Raw genomic sequence first — 15,249 nt, 5'->3', positions numbered from 1 at the left:
ATTTAGCGTGACCGTACTCATTGGGGGCGCGGCTGCGGCAGTCGCTATCTGGCCGGACAGCTCGGCGGCGGTGCGCTCGCGAGCGCTGGCAGGCCGTGCCCGTGAGGTGTCCTGTGGACTGAAGTGGTTGCAGCGCATGATTGGACTTGGTGCTGGTTCCACGGGGTCGAGCGCCGCAAGCACTGGCAGTGCGAATAGAGCTGCAGGGCTATCGATTCTCATCGTTGCCGGTCCGGCACTTGTGTTGCTGTGGCTCGCTGGGATTCCAGGTGTCATAGCCGGGCTATTGCTGGGCCGCACCGCAGGGGCCGTAGTGCGCGCTGTGGGGGAGAGGCGCTGTGAACGTCGGGAAGCGGACAGCGCTGCGGTAGCGCTGGAAACCTTGACCGCGCAGTTGCGCGCAGGTGCGGCGGCCTCAAGAGCGCTCAACGCGGCAGCAGCGGAATTGCGCAGGGCAGAGGACATGACTGTGTTGGCCGATCATCTTGCGCACGCGGCACACCGTGCGAACTTCGCCGACCCGTGGGAGACCGAAGAGTCTTCGGAACAACTGCGTCGGATTGGGCGTATGTGGACGGTGGCGCAGCAACATGGTCTGAGTTTGGCCGGGTTACTGGACTGCGCGCGGGGTGATCTGCAGGCTCGTCAGGCGCATCGCTCACAGACGTCTGCTGCGCTGGCGGGACCACGCATGACGATTGCCATTTTGGCTTCGCTCCCAGTCTTCGGGCTGATTATGGGGCAAGCTTTCGGAGCGTCCCCCTTCGAGTTCCTCAGTCGCGGTATTGGAGGAATTGTGCTGGTCATTGGTGTCGGGCTGGTGTGCGCGGGCATTGAATGGGCCGTCGCCATCATCGATCGTGCGGAGGCCGGACAATGATCGCTGCCGCACTTCTCATCGCCGTCTACCTCTGCTTGCCGACGTTCAATCCCGTCCGCAGCCGACTGCCCGAATTGGTAGCGGAGTCGGATGCTCGTACGCGAGGAGGCGTGTGGAGGCAGGTGACCAGTCGGGTGTCGCGGATTGTCGCACAGGTGCGGGAACGTGTGCGAACTGTCATTGGCGGGGAGCGCCTCAGCCCGGCTGTGCTTCTCGATGCCGCGGCGGCCCTCGACATCATCGGCGCTTGTTTGAGCTCTGGTATGCCATTGGCGCAGGCCATGGCCGCAGCTGCCGATGGCGCAAACCCGGAGTTGGCCGAGCCACTTCGACAGTGTTCCGCCAGGTTGTCTGTGGGCGCGCACTCCGCTTGGGAGAGCCTTGCTGCCACACCCGCGCTCGTGCCCCTGGCGACTGCTGGGCGTCGCGCAAGCGAATCCGGCACCGGCCTGGCGCAGGCAATGGAGGACACCGCTGCCACGTACCGCAGCCAAGCGCACGACGCGGCGCAAGCCGTCGCCGAAAAGGCCGGTGTCCTCATCGCCGGGCCGCTGGCGTTGTGCTTTCTACCCGCGTTTGTGGTGCTGGGTTTGGTGCCCACCATCGCCGGGCTTGCCGACGAAATGTTTGCAGGGCTGATGCCGTGATGATGCTTGGACACCTCTGCGCCCAGCCTCGCGCGCTGGCACGCGCCAGACGCAGAGTTGGTTGCGCTTTCGATTGCGATCTCGTTTGTGCGCGTGGGCCGCCGGCCACTCCGCAATCCACCATGCGTCAGCGCGGGTCAACGCGCGTCAATGCACATCACATCTCACAACTGACCTATCACTCGACTTCCACATAGGGGGAGACACTCATGACCACTCAAAACTCCAGCCGTCCGGCCAACCGTCCAACTAGCCTTCCAACCAATCCATTGACCACTGCACAGTCCCAGCTGCGCTCGTATTTGCACAAACGCCTGCGTGCTCTGGCAACTGAGGAAAATGGCATGTCAACCGTGGAATATGCTCTCGGAACTATTGCGGCCGCCGCTTTCGGAGCCCTGCTCTACACCGTCGTGACCGGCGGCGATATCACCCAGGCGCTCACCGACATCATCGAAAGGGCGCTCAACACCGATGTCTAGCCGCATCCGCTCTACGCTTCATCGCCTGTGCGTCGGCGACGAAGGCCAAACCACGGTAGAAACCGCTTTCGGTCTCGCGGCACTGGTCACGGTCATGGCCACGGCTCTGTCCGGGCTGGTCACCATCGCAATGTACCTAGGGCTTACCGACGCAGCCGGAGCCATCGCACGGGCTGAGGCACGGGGCGATGCGGAGACAGTAGCCGAGCTCCGCGCCGACGCGGATGGGCAGGTCGCGATATCGGAAACCTCCGGTACCGTGCGCGTGACCATTCGGCGCTCAGCGGGGCCATTTTCGCTGGAAGCACGCGCGGTTGCACTGCGGGAGAGAGCGGCATCGTCATGAGAAACGTGACAGCCCGCCTTCTCCGCGAAGAAGAAGGTTCCACCACAGTCGCAGCCGCACTGTTCATCGCCGCTTTCGTCGTTCTGACTTTGGTCGGAGTTACGGCCGGGGTGAGGGTGGTGCAGGTTCGGCAGGCAGCGGTAGCAGCGGACCTGGCCGCGGTGGCCGGCGCCGTGGCTGCGCAAGAGAGCGACGACGCCTGCAAAGCTGCGGGGTCAATCGCAAAAGCTAACCACGCACGCCTTGTGACCTGTGAGATTGATGGGGAGGATGTGCAGGTCAGCGTCCAACGAAAGGAGAGAAAAGCCACGTCCAGAGCAGGGCCGGTAGCGGTGGAGGATGCTGCTACTGGCCGTCGTTAAGCGCGCGCGACACCCCACTGAGCACCTTGATTGCGCCGGCCTTGTCCAACGGATCGTTGCCATTGCCGCACTTGGGCGACTGGATGCACGATGGGCAGCCGGATTCGCACTCGCAGGCGGCGACGGCATCGCGGGTCGCGCGAATCCACCGAGCGAAGGCCTCGTAGCCACGATCAGCAAAGCCCGCACCACCAGGGTGCCCGTCGTAAACAAAAACGGTGGGCTGCTGGGTATCGGCGTGCATGACCGTGGAAACACCGCCGATGTCCCAGCGGTCGCAGGTGGCAATCAGCGGCAGCATGCCGATAGCTGCGTGTTCCGCCGCGTGGAGAGCCCCCGGCGCGATGTCGGAGCCCACACCCCACGAGCGCAGGGTGGACTCGGGCATTGTGTAGGCCACGGCGCGCGTGACCAAGCGCTGCGGAGGGTAGTCAAGTTCAACACTGTCGAGAATCTCGCCGGTATCCAGGCGACGAAGATAGGAGGTGACCTGGTGAAAGACCTCGACCTGGCAGGAGGCGACCTGTAAGCCCTGGTAGTGGCGCATATCGTCAACATCGAGGATGCGGATGGTGGTGTCCATGCGCGAGCTGGTGGAATAGCGTGGCTGCTCGGGGTGGACCAGGGCGACGAGGCTGTCGAAGTCCAGCTGGTCGACAAGGTAGGACTCGCCGCGGTGCAAGTAGACGGCACCGTCGTGGACCTGCTGCATCGCACGGCCAAGATCGATGGTGCCAAGCAGTCGGCCATCGGTCTGGTCGACGATAGCCACTTCCTGACCATCGCCGCCACGGACGTTCACGGCATCGTGGGCAGTGGCAATGCGCGGTCCCTCATCGCGGTCGGTCGGGTAGTAGACGGGTTCTTGTCCTTCCCAGGTGCGCTTGCGCAACCAGCCTGCGGACACCATGTCTTCGGCTACGGGTAGGGTTCCCCATGTCTGAAGCTGGCTGGTGGTGACGGGTTTCTCCACAGCCGCGCAGTAGAGGTGTGACCACACCACATGTGGGTTGCGGGGATCGAAGACGGTCTTTTCCACCGGCCTGCCCAGCAGTGCGGACGGGTTGTGGACCAAGTAAGTGTCCATGGGGTCATCGCGAGCCACCAACACCACCAGCGCTCCCTGGCCACGACGGCCCGCGCGGCCGGCCTGCTGCCAGAACGAAGCGACCGTGCCCGGGAAACCGGCCTGTACCACCGCGTCGAGGCCGCCGACGTCAATGCCCAGCTCCAATGCATTGGTGGTGGCCACACCTAGCAGAGTGCCATCATCGAGCATGCGCTCGATGTCGCGGCGTTCTTCGGCTAGGTAGCCGGCGCGGTAAGATTCGATGCGCTCAGCGATATCGCTGCGGCGACGCTTCTCCAGGCGCTCGCGCACGCCGAGCGCTACCTTCTCAGCACTGCTTCGCGAACGGGTGAAGGTCAGGGTGCGGGCGCCCTCGACAAGCAGGTCGGCCATGATATCCGCGGCCTCGGTCGGGGCGGGGCGGCGCACGGGTGCGCCGTTCTCGCCTTGGAGGTCGGGGAGCAGGCCGGGTTCCCACAGGGCGATAGTTCGCTCGCCGACCGGGGCGCCGTCTTCGGTGATGGCCTCGACAGGCTCGCCGATGAGGCGACGAGCCTGGTCAGCGGGGTCGTTGGTCGTCGCAGAGGCAAAAATCACGGTCGGCGAGGCACCGTACTCGCGGGATAGCCGCAGGAGGCGACGCAAAATCTGAGAGACGTTGGCGCCGAACACGCCTCGATAGGCATGGCATTCGTCGACGACGATATAGCGCAGGTTGCGCAGCATCCGCGTCCACCGAACATGGTTGCCGAGCACCGAAACATGCAGCATATCGGGGTTGGTAAACACCCAACGGGCGTGGTCGCGGATGGCGCGCCGGGCGTCTTGTGGGGTGTCGCCGTCGTAAAGCGAAATCAGCGAACTCAGTGACGCCGGTGCCATCGCGCGTGCAGTGTCCAGCTGATCGGCGCCCAGCGCCTTGGTCGGAGAGAGGTACAGCGCGGTGGCCGCGGGGGTGGCGGACAGTTCTGTGAGCACGGGCAGCAGGTAGCCGAGCGATTTACCCGACGCCGTGCCCGTCGCGACGACGCAGTGCACGCCCTCGCGGGCGAGGTTCGCGGTTGTCGCCTGATGAGTCCACAGGTTTTCAATTCCGCGATCTACCAGCACTTCTTTCAGCCAACTTGGCACCCACTCAGGCCAAGGCGCGGTCACGCCAGCACGCGCAGGAAGATCCGCAATGTGCGTCACCGTCGCCCGCGGATGCGCACGAATAACCGGCCCCAGCAGCTCCCGCCCAAACGACTCCACCGACACCACCCTTTCCTGTAAACGCGCACTTCATATGTTTGACGACGCTTCCTATCAGCCACATTCTCGCTATTCGACACCCCAGTTTCTCCGGACTCCGAACACGGGTTTACGGGGGTGGCAAGAAGCTGTTCCTAATCGGCGCTCGCGCCCCAAACGTGGCAGACTTTTTGAGTGTATCGCCCGCCAACGGGCACCCAGCAAAAACTCGCACGAGGCGAAAGGGTGCTTTGGCCGTGTTTACCCCATCGTGTGTGGCCGGATGTGCGTGGCGAATACTTGTTTTATCGAATCCTGAAGTTGGGAAGTTTTGTAATGGCACAGGGTACTGTGAAGTGGTTCAACTCGGAGAAGGGCTTCGGGTTTATCGCCCCAGCTGACGGTGGCAACGACGTGTTCGTTCACTACTCCGAGATCCAGGGCACTGGTTTCAAGACGCTGGAAGAGAACCAGGCAGTCGAGTTTGAGATTGGTGAGGGCCAGAAGGGTCCGCAGGCTCTGGACGTGAAGCCTCTGTAAGTCAACCGTTTCCGGGGTGAACTGGGCGTTTGTTCAGTTTGGTTCGCGGAATTTTTGGCTTTTCAAGGCCCATGTTGTGTTCATGGGGTAAGCCTTGATTCTCCCACGCGGAAAGTAATTTCTGCGTGGGATTTTGGGTTAAACGACAAAATGTGTGTCTGGCTCGGCGTGTCGCGCGGGGGTTAGATTTGGCCTTTCTGGATGCCGATTGAGTGGGTGTAGTCGGTGTCGATAGCGTTGTCGTAGAGGGCTGGTCGTCCTGTTTCGTGGTCGGCTTGGTTCTCGTGTTGGGTCAGGGTGGAAACTTTGGCGAGTTGGTCCTGGCCCCAGTTGGACTGCCTGGCGATTCGTGCTGGATCGTCGGGCAGTTCGGTTTTTAAGTAGAGCCACCAATCCAGCATTCGGCGTTGTCGTTCGCCTGATCTGCCGCGGTGTGTTCTGGCAAGTAGTTTGATCTGGGAGTTGATGCCGCCTTCAAGGCTGTTGGTGGTGGATTTAATCCGGTTTTTCTCCAGCACACCTTCTGGTGGGGTGAGGTAGACAAACAGCAGTTCGGAGCGCCAGAGGTGGTTGAGGCTGTTGTAGGCCTTGCGCACGTTGTGATGTGTCCACGTGCGGGTCCATGTACCTGTTTTAGGGTCTTTGACCGTGGTTTTCTCGTCCATCCAGGAACGGTAGATCGTGGAGAATTCGTGCAGTTGTGCACCCCATGCTGCTGCTTGGTCCAGGGTGGTGATCCGGGTCAGTTTCAGCGCCAGTCGGTAGATGGTGCGCCCGGCATCAGTCCGGGGCCGTGAGGTGGTGTAGCGGCGTACAACGCGTTGGGCGTGGACGAGGCAACGCTGGATTTTCGTGGTGGGCCAGCACTTTTTGATCGCGCTAAACGCTCCCTGGCCGCCATCGATAACGGCGATAAGTGGGGCTTCGATGCGCTCGAGAAGTCGTTGGTAGTCGCGCGTGGTTTCGTGTTTGCACCAGTGCCAGGCGATGACATGGTCGATAGTTGCGGCAATGATCAAACAGCCGCCGGCGGTATATGTGCCGTCTAGAAACACCTGGTCGTAAACCCGCCCGATATGTCCGATGGTGGGATCTGGTACGTCAACGAGCCAGAAGGGTTCGAAGCGGCGTTGCAGTGTGCGCGGTGAGCATCCCACACGACTGGCAACGGTATCGAGGCTGGCGCCAGTGGTCAGGTGGTCAATGAAGGCGGCAAAAACCGTGGAATTGGTGATGTCGCTGCGGCGCTTCACACTCGACGCGCCGCAGTGTTTGCATCGCCACCTCGTAGTTCCTTTGCTGGTAGTGCCGTTGCGTTTCATCTCATCGCCGCAGTGGCAGCGTGGTTGGTTCTTTGACATTGCGACACCACACCACGCCGCGTGTAGCACATCACTGCTGCCACACCGCGGATTTACCGTCCCGGAGCCAAATATATGCTCCCGGAGCATATATTTCTCTGAAACCTAGAGGTCAACCACTACAAATCACCGAATCCAGACACACTTTCTGTCGTTTAACCCGGGATTTTTGCATTTCTGGGGGCAGTGGGTCAATCCGAGTTACTGACTACGTTTATGACAAAAATGGCCCGAAAAATGGCTTGAAAGTGTCATAAACTCATACAGTTTCACATTTGCAGCCCGCGATCACGCGGCCGCTGCGGCGGCTGCGCCCGCTGCGGCCTGTTGTGACCAGCCACTGACAGCCACGGGGATGATCATGGCCAGCCGCACAGCAGTCGTCGGGTCGGCAACTGCCGGCCACCGGGGATCCCCCACAGCAGCCCCTTCAGTCACACCCAAAATCCGCCCGATACTTGAGGAATCCACGCGACAAACTAGATTGTGTGTACGGTATTCCTTATATTCTTCATATTCTTTCCAGATAATCTTCCGGGGAGAACGCGGCCGGGAACTGATTTGCACTGATCGGAACCGGTTGGAACCGATTGCGGGCCTCTCACAGCTGAAGCCCAGCCAGAGTCCGGCCAAGAACCCCAAGATTTAAACGAAAACAAGAATCTAAACAGTCAAAAACATTCAACGTTGCAGGATAGAAAAACTTCTATGGCGAATTCAGACGGCCTCAAGCGCCTTGTAATTGTCGAGTCGGCGACGAAAGCTCGCAAGATTCAGCCGTATCTCGGCGATGATTACATCGTGGAGGCGTCGGTGGGCCACATTCGCGACTTGCCCCGTGGCGCAGCCGACGTTCCGGCTCGTTACAAGAAGGAGCCCTGGGCTCGTCTGGGTGTGAATGTCGACAACGGATTCGCTCCGTTGTATGTCGTCAGCGCTGATAAGAAGAAGAAAGTCGCTGACCTGAAGGCCAAGCTCAAGGAAGTCGACGAACTCTATCTCGCAACTGACCCCGACCGTGAGGGCGAGGCTATTGCCTGGCACTTGCTGGAGGTTCTGAAGCCCAAGGTGCCGGTGCGCCGCATGGTGTTCCATGAGATCACCAAGCAGGCCATCTTGGAGGCCGCGGCCAACACTCGTGAGCTGGACCAGAACCTGGTTGATGCCCAGGAAGGTCGCCGTATCCTCGACCGTCTTTACGGCTACGAGGTCTCCCCGGTGCTGTGGAAGAAGGTCATGCCGCGCCTGTCGGCAGGTCGTGTGCAGTCGGTGGCAACGCGGGTCATCGTCGAGCGTGAGCGCGAGCGCATGGCGTTTATCTCCGCTGAGTACTGGGATGTCGCCGCAACTTTGGACACCGGTTCGGCTTCTGCTGATGCCAACCAGCCGAAGGAATTTGTCGCAACCCTGACCAGCGTTGATGGTCAGCGCGTAGCGCAGGGCCGGGACTTCGATGACCGTGGCCAGCTGAAGAAGTCTGAGGGCATTCGGGTCGTCGATAAGCAGCTCGCCGAAACTCTGGCGGCGGACCTCGCGGGCTCTGAGCTCAAGGTCGCGTCGGTGGAGGAGAAGCCGTACACCCGCCGGCCGTACCCGCCGTTTATGACGTCCACGCTGCAGCAGGAGGCGGGCCGAAAGCTGCATTACACCTCTGAGCGCACGATGCGTGTGGCGCAGCGTCTGTACGAAAACGGTCACATTACCTACATGCGTACCGACTCCACGACGCTGTCCAAGGCCGGCATCGACGCCGCGCGTAAGCAGGCGCTGGAGCTCTACGGCTCGGAATACGTCGCCGATGCGCCGCGCCAGTACTCGCGCAAGGTGAAGAACTCGCAGGAGGCGCACGAGGCGATTCGTCCGGCTGGCGAGACGTTCGCAACGCCAGGTCAGCTGGCTGGCTCACTGGATGCCGAGGAGTTCAAACTCTACGAACTGATCTGGCAGCGCACCGTCGCCTCGCAGATGGCCGACGCACGCGGCACGTCCATGAAGGTCACTATCGCCGGTGCCACCGACACGCACGCCGTCGAGTTCGCCTCCACCGGACGCACGATTCGTTTCCCGGGCTTCCTCAAGGCATACGTTGAGGTCTCCGCGCTTTCCGACGGCCGCAAGGTCGCCGACAACGCTGAGAAGCGTCTGCCACAGTTGACTGAAGGCCAGGGCCTGACGGCCACGGACTTCAGTGCCGACAGCCACTCCACCAACCCGCCTGCGCGCTTCACCGAGGCCAGCTTGGTGAAGAAGATGGAGGACTTGGGAATTGGTCGTCCGTCGACATACGCGTCGATTATCAAGACCATTCAGGATCGCGGCTACGTCTACCCTCGCGGTAACGCACTGGTGCCCTCGTGGGTGGCCTTTGCCGTGGTGGGGCTGATGGAGGAAGCGTTCTCCGATCTGGTCAACTACGACTTCACCTCCGAGCTGGAGGATGAGCTCGACGGCATTGCTGCGGGCAATAAGGATCGCACGACCTGGCTGACCGGTTTCTACTTCGGTGATGACAAGGATCACCGCCACAAGGGAGCCGACGCCATTGCGACCCACGGTGGCCTGAAGAACATCATCGACGTGAACCTGGAATCGATTGATGCTCGGAAGGTCAATTCTCTCCACCTTTTCGACGATGCCGAGGGTAACCCAATCATCGTTCGCGTTGGCCGCTATGGGCCGTACCTGGAGCGCACTCGCCCGGGTACCGGTGAAAACGGTGCCGACGAGGTGCAGCGCGCCAACATCCCGGAGGCCATGACTCCGGACGAGCTGGATCTGGCCGCCGCCGAGAAGCTGCTGGCGATGCCGCAGGGCGGCCGTGAGCTGGGCATTAACCCGGCCAATGGTCGCATGATTGTGGCTCGTGATGGTCGCTACGGTCCCTACGTCACCGAGCTGGTCACCGATGAAGAGCGTGAAGGTGTCGTAGCCAAGGCTGAGGAGATCATCGCAGCTGAGCGCGCCGAAGAGGACGCTCAGCGCGCTGCGGAGGGCAAGCGAAAGAAGAACTGGGAAACCAAGACCGCTGCCAAGCAGAAGGAAAAGCGCACCGCGGAAATCATCGAGGAAACTCTGAAGCCGAAGACGGCCTCGCTGTTTTCCTCCATGGAGCCGTCGACTGTCACGTTGGAAGAGGCTCTGAAGCTGATGAGCCTGCCGCGTGAGGTCGGTGTCGACCCGGTCGATAACGAGGTTATTACTGCTCAGAATGGCCGTTACGGCCCGTACCTGAAGAAGGGCACGGACTCGCGTTCACTGGCTAACGAAGAGCAGATTTTCACCGTGACATTAGACGAGGCTCGTCGTATCTACGCTGAGCCGAAGCGCCGCGGTCGCGCTGCTGCGAAGCCGCCGCTGAAGCAGCTGGGCGACAACGATGTCTCCGGTCGCCCGATGTCGGTGAAGGATGGCCGCTTCGGTCCGTACGTCACCGATGGCGTCACCAATGCTTCGCTGCGCAAGGGGGATACGCCTGAGACTCTGACCGATGCCCGCGCCTGCGAGCTGCTGTCTGAGCGCCGCGCGAAGGAAGCCGCAAACGGTGGCACTAAGAAGGCTGCGAAGAAGTCGACTCGCAAGACCACGAAGAAGGCTGCGAAGAAGACCTCAAAAAAGACCGCTAAGAAGACGGTCAAGCGCACCACCAAGCGAGTGGTGAAGGCAACGCGTAAGGGCAAGTAGCGCATTGACCGTTAGCCGCGGCAGGGGCTAACTGGGTGCAGAGCACTTAAGCTGCCGCCGCGCCTTAAGCGCCCGCCGCGTCCGCCGCACCCGGCGCACCCGGCGCACCCGCTGAGACCAGTGCCCCTCGCGGAGCAGTCTTGGGGCCACCGAACCCGGCCAACTCCGCACGCATCGTCGGCCCGTACGACAGCCGCCGATGCACCTTCTCAAACGGTCCCTGCATCCCGCGTCGCTCCATCGCCCACGCGGCCAACAGGGTCACCAACCAGACGCCTACAGCGATGAGGGTTTGCACGAACGCGCCCATGTCTCGCGGGATGTCCAGCATAAACGGGTACACCAGCACAAAGAAGATCACCGACTGCATCAGGTAGCCCGTCATTGAACGCTTGCCGAGCGCCACAATCGGCACCAGCCAACCAGGCACAGCGGCGTCCTCGTTCAGGCGCCGCTGGAGCGGCTGCAGCGCTAACGCCAGCCCGGCTAAGATGCCAGGACCGGTAAAGGCTCCGGCAAAGCTATTGATGACTAGGAAGGCCATGTGCTGTCCGGCTGGAAGAACACCAATCGCGGTCAGCCCCATAGGGATACCGACACCGAAAGCCACGACCACAGCCACCACGAGCCACCGAATAAGCAGGGGGCGGTGCGCGTCGACGTCGTCAAGCACGCCCTTGCGAGCCCACACGAAGCCAATCATCATCACCGGCAGGTAGAGGAACAGCTGCAGCGGCAGGGTAGTGATGCTCATTGTCAGGACCTGGAGATTCGCGGCGAGCATATCCAGGTAACTCGCTTCAATCGCGCCGCCGTTGACGAGCTCGGTCATGTCGGAACCGTCCAACCCGACGTCGGGCATCACAATTGTGAAAACCAAAAACAGCAGGCTCAATACCGCATTAATTGTCAACGCAATCCACGCGAGAATCGTCAGCACTTTGTTGCTAAGCCCCATAAGCAGCCCCAGGATGATGCCGCAGATGCCATAGAGAAACATGATGTCGCCAAAGAACAGAAACAGCATGTGCGCGATGCCGAACAGCCCCAGGAACGCATAACGCTTTACGACGACCACTCGCGCCCGCGACCGTGGAAAGTTTCTCCTGGCCAAACTGCGGACGATGAGTCCCACACCGAAGCCGAGCAGCGTTGCGAACATCGGCAGCCCGCGATTGTGTGCGGTCACAGCGGTAAAAAGCACGGTGGCTTTGTCGGCGATGCTGTCGTTTATGACGCCGCCGAAGAATGCTCCGGGCAGCTCGGGGCTTGCAACCAGCCAGGCAGTGGCAATGTTCGCGATAGCGATGCCGAGAAGAGCGAATCCGCGCGCAGCGTCGGGGACGAGCATGCGAGGTCTGGGGTTGGTGCTAGAGCTGGAGCGGCTGTCAGTCATTCCTCCAACGTAAAGGATTTGTGGGAGGGTACGCAGGTTGGCGAGACCGACGAGTCCGCTGCCCCCTAGGCCTCGTCGGCAAGCGTCGGGCGCACCGGGCGCGCAAGCTGCGTCATGTGCGTACGGCCGCGCAGCTCCACAGACTTCAGAGTGGTCCAGCGAGCCTGCTCGTCCTCGTTGGCCAGGCGGATAGTGGAAGCTGTAGCGAGCACGCGGCCCGGGGTGTCCTTAGCCAACTCAGTCAGACGGGCAGCCTGGTTAACCGCGTCACCAATAACCGTGTATTCAAAACGGTCACGAGCACCGATGTGGCCGGCGACGACATGACCGGCGGAGACGCCAATGCCAGCGCTGAGTTGGAGATCGAGCAGTTCCTCGCGCAGTTCACGGGCTGCGGTGAGGGCGTGACCAGCCGTGTCGTCGAGGGGCAGGGGAGCGCCGAAGACAGCCAGAGCTGCGTCACCCTGGAACTTGTTGATAATGCCCTTATTGCGGTGCACACAGTCAACAACGTGGTCGAAGAAGGCATTGAGTTCGCGGACAACGACCTCTGGCGAGTTCTTCTCCGCGAAGTTGGTTGAACCAATCACGTCCACGAATAGCACTGCGACGAGGCGATTCTCGCCGCCTAGAGTCGGCTTTTCTTCCAGGGCCTTACGAGCGACTTCAGAGCCGACGTAGCGGCCGAAGAGGTCACGCACCCGCTGACGCTCCTGCAAGCCGCGCATCATTTCATTGAAGCCTGCCTGGAGAACGCCCATCTCGGAGCCGTCGTAAATAGGCACGCGCGTATCCACCTGGCCCTGGCGGACCTTGTTAATTGCGCCCGTGAGATCCCGAATCGGGTCAACGATGGACATGCTGGCCAGCATCGTGCCGAAATAGCCGGTAATCAGAGCCAGAATTGCCAGCGCGGTGATGGTGGGCAGCAAATCTGCCGCATCATCTGTGAATAGGCCACGGCGCTGACCAATCAGCACAAGCAGGATTGCCACCACTGGAACACCACTGGTCAACACCCATGTCTGGCGCAGGCGGTGACCAATCGGTGGCTCCAGCGAGGAATCCGGAGCCCTACGCGCCAGCGCCTCCACAGCAACCGGACGCACCATGCGCTCCGCAATCAGATAGGTCAACAGCGCCACCATTGCGCCACCGAGTACCGAGGTGAGCAGCACCATCATGCCAATCTTGCTGTCATAGGCGAACGCGACTCCGCTGAAGACAATCACGCCCAAAGACCAGATGACGGTACCCAAAAGTGCCTGGTAGACGGGCACGCGCATGACCAGATATCGCACCCGCCGCGGATCGTGCATATCCGGATGACGCTGCCACTTCACCAGCGGTTTGAACAGGATCCAGGTAGTGCCGATACCCGCGATAATCGCCAGAACCAGGTACCCAGCCAGGGCATAAATGACACCATTAGCCAACCGTGGCAAGTGAGTTTCTTGGTTCAGTGGCAACAGCATGCCGAGGAACAAGCCGACAATCATGGCTCCGACAAGGTTGCAGACGAAGATAAATGAGGCATAAGCAGGCCACATTGTCCCGCTTAGCCATTTCAGATTTCGCCAGAGCCGTTGCATGACTACTACCTTAGTGGCAACCCCGGATTGCAGGGAGTAGTTACCTCACAAGAGTCTTGTGGGGCGCGCTAGAGTTGTGGCCATGACAGAGCCCATGACAGAGCGCAGCGTGTTTTCTCGTATGCCCGAAACCGGTGGGGTTCGCCAGCGACTGCAGGCTGCTGTGCGCGCTGCGCATTATCGCTTTGCCAATGGTCAACCGCTGGCAGGCGATGGGGCGGAGGTTTCGCCGGAAGGTGGGGACGCGGGGTCGTCGTTAAGCGATGTGCCACGCGACTCGGACATGACGCACGCCTGGCTGTTCACTGGCCCTGCGGGGTCGGGGCGGTCGGTGACGGCGACGGCGTTTGCGGCGACACTGCTGTGCACGCGGCATGACAACCCCGGATGCGGCGAGTGCGAGGGCTGCCGGACGGCGCTGGCGGGAACGCATGGCGACATCAAAATCGTGCGCCCGGAGGGAACCATTATCTCGGTGGCGACGGTGAGGGACGAGCTGCGGCCCTGGGCTTACAAGATGCCCACGACGGCGGATTGCCGCGTGCTGATCATCGAAGACGCCGACCGGCTCAACGAATCCGCCTCAAATGCGCTGCTCAAGGTGGTGGAAGAGCCGCCTCTGCGCACCGTCATCATCATGTGCGCACCAACGACGAACGCGGAGGATTTCTCCGTTACGCTCCGTTCGCGCTGCCGCCATGTCTATGTGCCGACGCCGCATATCGACGACGTCACAAACCTCCTGCGCGCCGAGCGGCCAGAGCTTACCGACGAGCAAGCGGTCTGGGCCGCGATGGTGTCCAATGGTCACATTGGGCGTGCGCGTGGCTTTGTCTCCGATGAGGGCTCGCGTGCCTGGCGGGGCAAGGCTCTGGATTTCGTGGAGGCCGTGTTCGACCCGGCGAAGTCGTATTTGGCGGCGCGAGAGCTAGCCAACGAAGTGGCTGGCGAGGTGAAGCGGCGGATGGAGCCACTGGAGGCTGAGGAGCTGGAGAACCTCGAGCGTTCGCTGGGCGTCGGGGCGTCTGGAAAGGGTGCGCAGGCGGCACTGCGCGGCTCTAAAGGTGTGATTAAGGACCTGGAGGATAATCAGAAGCGTCGGCGTAGGCGTGCGGAGTCGGATCTGATTGACCTATCGTTGACCGACATTATGGGGCTTTACCGTGATGCTTTGGTGCTGGCGTTTGGGGCTGAACGTGCTGGTGGGACTGCTTCGGGGGATTTGAGCTCTGCCGCTGATTCCGAGTTTGGGGATGGCTCCGTCTACCTCATAAATCCAGACCGTCGCCGGACAGCCACGGAGCTAGCCCGACGCCTTCCGCCAGAGGCGATACTGGCCTCCATTGATGCTGTCACCGAGGTGCGCGGCATGCTCGTGACTGCAGTGAAGTTGACGGTCTTGATGGATGAATTGATGGCTAAATTGCAGATTGCAGGGCAGGTTGGCCGCAGGTAATCCGGGAGAAGCTCCCAATTTAGCGGCCTGTAGGCTCCATTTTGGTAGCGATGGGGGCAGTGCAGTAGTATTACCGCTTGTACATTTTGTGCAGGGTTATTTCTGCTTGCTTGAAAGCTCGGCGCAATGTGCGTGCCGCCTTAGCTCAGTCGGTAGAGCGTCTCACTCGTAATGAGAAGGTCGCGAGTTCGATTCTCGCAGGCGGCT

The 15,249-nt window shown here is 61.2% G+C and carries 13 protein-coding genes and 1 tRNA gene; 9 read left to right on the top strand and 5 right to left on the bottom strand.

Annotation, left to right across the window (positions count from 1 at the left end; translation table 11 throughout):
• Window positions 1-7: 7 nt before the first annotated feature.
• From HMPREF2651_RS05490 to HMPREF2651_RS05470, 5 genes are all read left to right on the top strand, one after another.
• Window positions 8-880, top strand: coding sequence for a type II secretion system F family protein (locus HMPREF2651_RS05490; protein ID WP_224792298.1), 873 nt, complete (start codon window positions 8-10; stop codon window positions 878-880).
• On the top strand, window positions 877-1,527 hold the full coding sequence (locus HMPREF2651_RS05485; protein WP_049180727.1) for a type II secretion system F family protein: 651 nt from the start codon (window positions 877-879) through the stop codon (window positions 1,525-1,527). The genes HMPREF2651_RS05490 and HMPREF2651_RS05485 overlap by 4 nt, the downstream gene beginning before the upstream one ends.
• Window positions 1,528-1,817: 290 nt before the next feature.
• A complete protein-coding gene (locus HMPREF2651_RS05480) occupies window positions 1,818-2,009 on the top strand; it encodes a DUF4244 domain-containing protein (protein ID WP_275042050.1) in 192 nt (63 codons plus the stop codon).
• Window positions 2,002-2,355 carry a TadE family type IV pilus minor pilin gene (locus HMPREF2651_RS05475; RefSeq protein WP_016421936.1) on the top strand — a complete coding sequence of 118 codons (354 nt, stop codon included), beginning with the start codon at window positions 2,002-2,004 and terminating at the stop codon, window positions 2,353-2,355. Before HMPREF2651_RS05480 ends, HMPREF2651_RS05475 begins: the two co-directional genes overlap by 8 nt.
• On the top strand, window positions 2,352-2,717 hold the full coding sequence (locus HMPREF2651_RS05470) for an Rv3654c family TadE-like protein (protein ID WP_049180729.1): 366 nt from the start codon (window positions 2,352-2,354) through the stop codon (window positions 2,715-2,717). The genes HMPREF2651_RS05475 and HMPREF2651_RS05470 overlap by 4 nt, the downstream gene beginning before the upstream one ends.
• Here the strand turns inward: HMPREF2651_RS05470 and HMPREF2651_RS05465 are convergent.
• Window positions 2,701-5,037: a DEAD/DEAH box helicase gene (locus HMPREF2651_RS05465; RefSeq protein WP_049180789.1), complete on the bottom strand. Its 2,337-nt coding sequence runs from the start codon at window positions 5,035-5,037 to the stop codon at window positions 2,701-2,703. The two genes, HMPREF2651_RS05470 and HMPREF2651_RS05465, sit on opposite strands and share 17 nt — an antisense overlap.
• Window positions 5,038-5,352: 315 nt before the next feature.
• Here HMPREF2651_RS05465 and HMPREF2651_RS05460 point away from each other — a divergent pair, with 315 nt between their 5' ends.
• Window positions 5,353-5,556 carry a cold-shock protein gene (locus HMPREF2651_RS05460; RefSeq protein ID WP_005511370.1) on the top strand — a complete coding sequence of 68 codons (204 nt, stop codon included), beginning with the start codon at window positions 5,353-5,355 and terminating at the stop codon, window positions 5,554-5,556.
• A 182-nt stretch (window positions 5,557-5,738) separates the two neighbouring features.
• Here HMPREF2651_RS05460 and HMPREF2651_RS05455 read toward each other — a convergent pair whose 3' ends face one another.
• The gene (locus HMPREF2651_RS05455; RefSeq protein ID WP_048732261.1) at window positions 5,739-6,917 is read right to left on the bottom strand and encodes an IS1249 family transposase; all 1,179 of its coding nucleotides are present in this window, start codon (window positions 6,915-6,917) and stop codon (window positions 5,739-5,741) included.
• 288 nt (window positions 6,918-7,205) lie between these two features.
• A complete protein-coding gene (locus tag HMPREF2651_RS10960; protein WP_141765244.1) occupies window positions 7,206-7,388 on the bottom strand; it encodes a hypothetical protein in 183 nt (60 codons plus the stop codon).
• Window positions 7,389-7,625: 237 nt separating this feature from the next.
• Between HMPREF2651_RS10960 and topA the strand changes: the two genes are divergently transcribed.
• Window positions 7,626-10,598, top strand: a complete 2,973-nt coding sequence (gene topA, locus HMPREF2651_RS05450; protein WP_070585993.1) for a type I DNA topoisomerase — start codon at window positions 7,626-7,628, stop codon at window positions 10,596-10,598.
• A 64-nt stretch (window positions 10,599-10,662) separates the two neighbouring features.
• Here the strand turns inward: topA and HMPREF2651_RS05445 are convergent, their stop codons facing one another.
• Entirely contained in the window at window positions 10,663-11,994 is a 1,332-nt protein-coding gene (locus HMPREF2651_RS05445) for a DUF418 domain-containing protein (RefSeq protein WP_371325849.1), read from the bottom strand.
• 65 nt (window positions 11,995-12,059) lie between these two features.
• Window positions 12,060-13,586: an adenylate/guanylate cyclase domain-containing protein gene (locus HMPREF2651_RS05440; protein WP_180950665.1), complete on the bottom strand. Its 1,527-nt coding sequence runs from the start codon at window positions 13,584-13,586 to the stop codon at window positions 12,060-12,062.
• An 82-nt stretch (window positions 13,587-13,668) separates the two neighbouring features.
• Between HMPREF2651_RS05440 and HMPREF2651_RS05435 the strand changes: the two genes are divergently transcribed.
• Both HMPREF2651_RS05435 and HMPREF2651_RS05430 read left to right on the top strand, forming a co-directional pair.
• Window positions 13,669-15,042 (top strand): DNA polymerase III subunit delta', encoded by a 1,374-nt coding sequence (locus HMPREF2651_RS05435; RefSeq protein ID WP_049180732.1) that lies wholly within the window; start codon window positions 13,669-13,671, stop codon window positions 15,040-15,042.
• Between the two features lie 134 nt (window positions 15,043-15,176).
• Window positions 15,177-15,249: transfer RNA gene (locus HMPREF2651_RS05430), tRNA-Thr, on the top strand.

The organism is Corynebacterium sp. HMSC063A05 (genome assembly GCF_001809695.1).
Lineage (GTDB): Bacteria > Actinomycetota > Actinomycetes > Mycobacteriales > Mycobacteriaceae > Corynebacterium > Corynebacterium amycolatum.
Note: the sequence above shows the minus strand (reverse complement) of the source record. Positions and strands in the feature narration are given on the sequence as shown.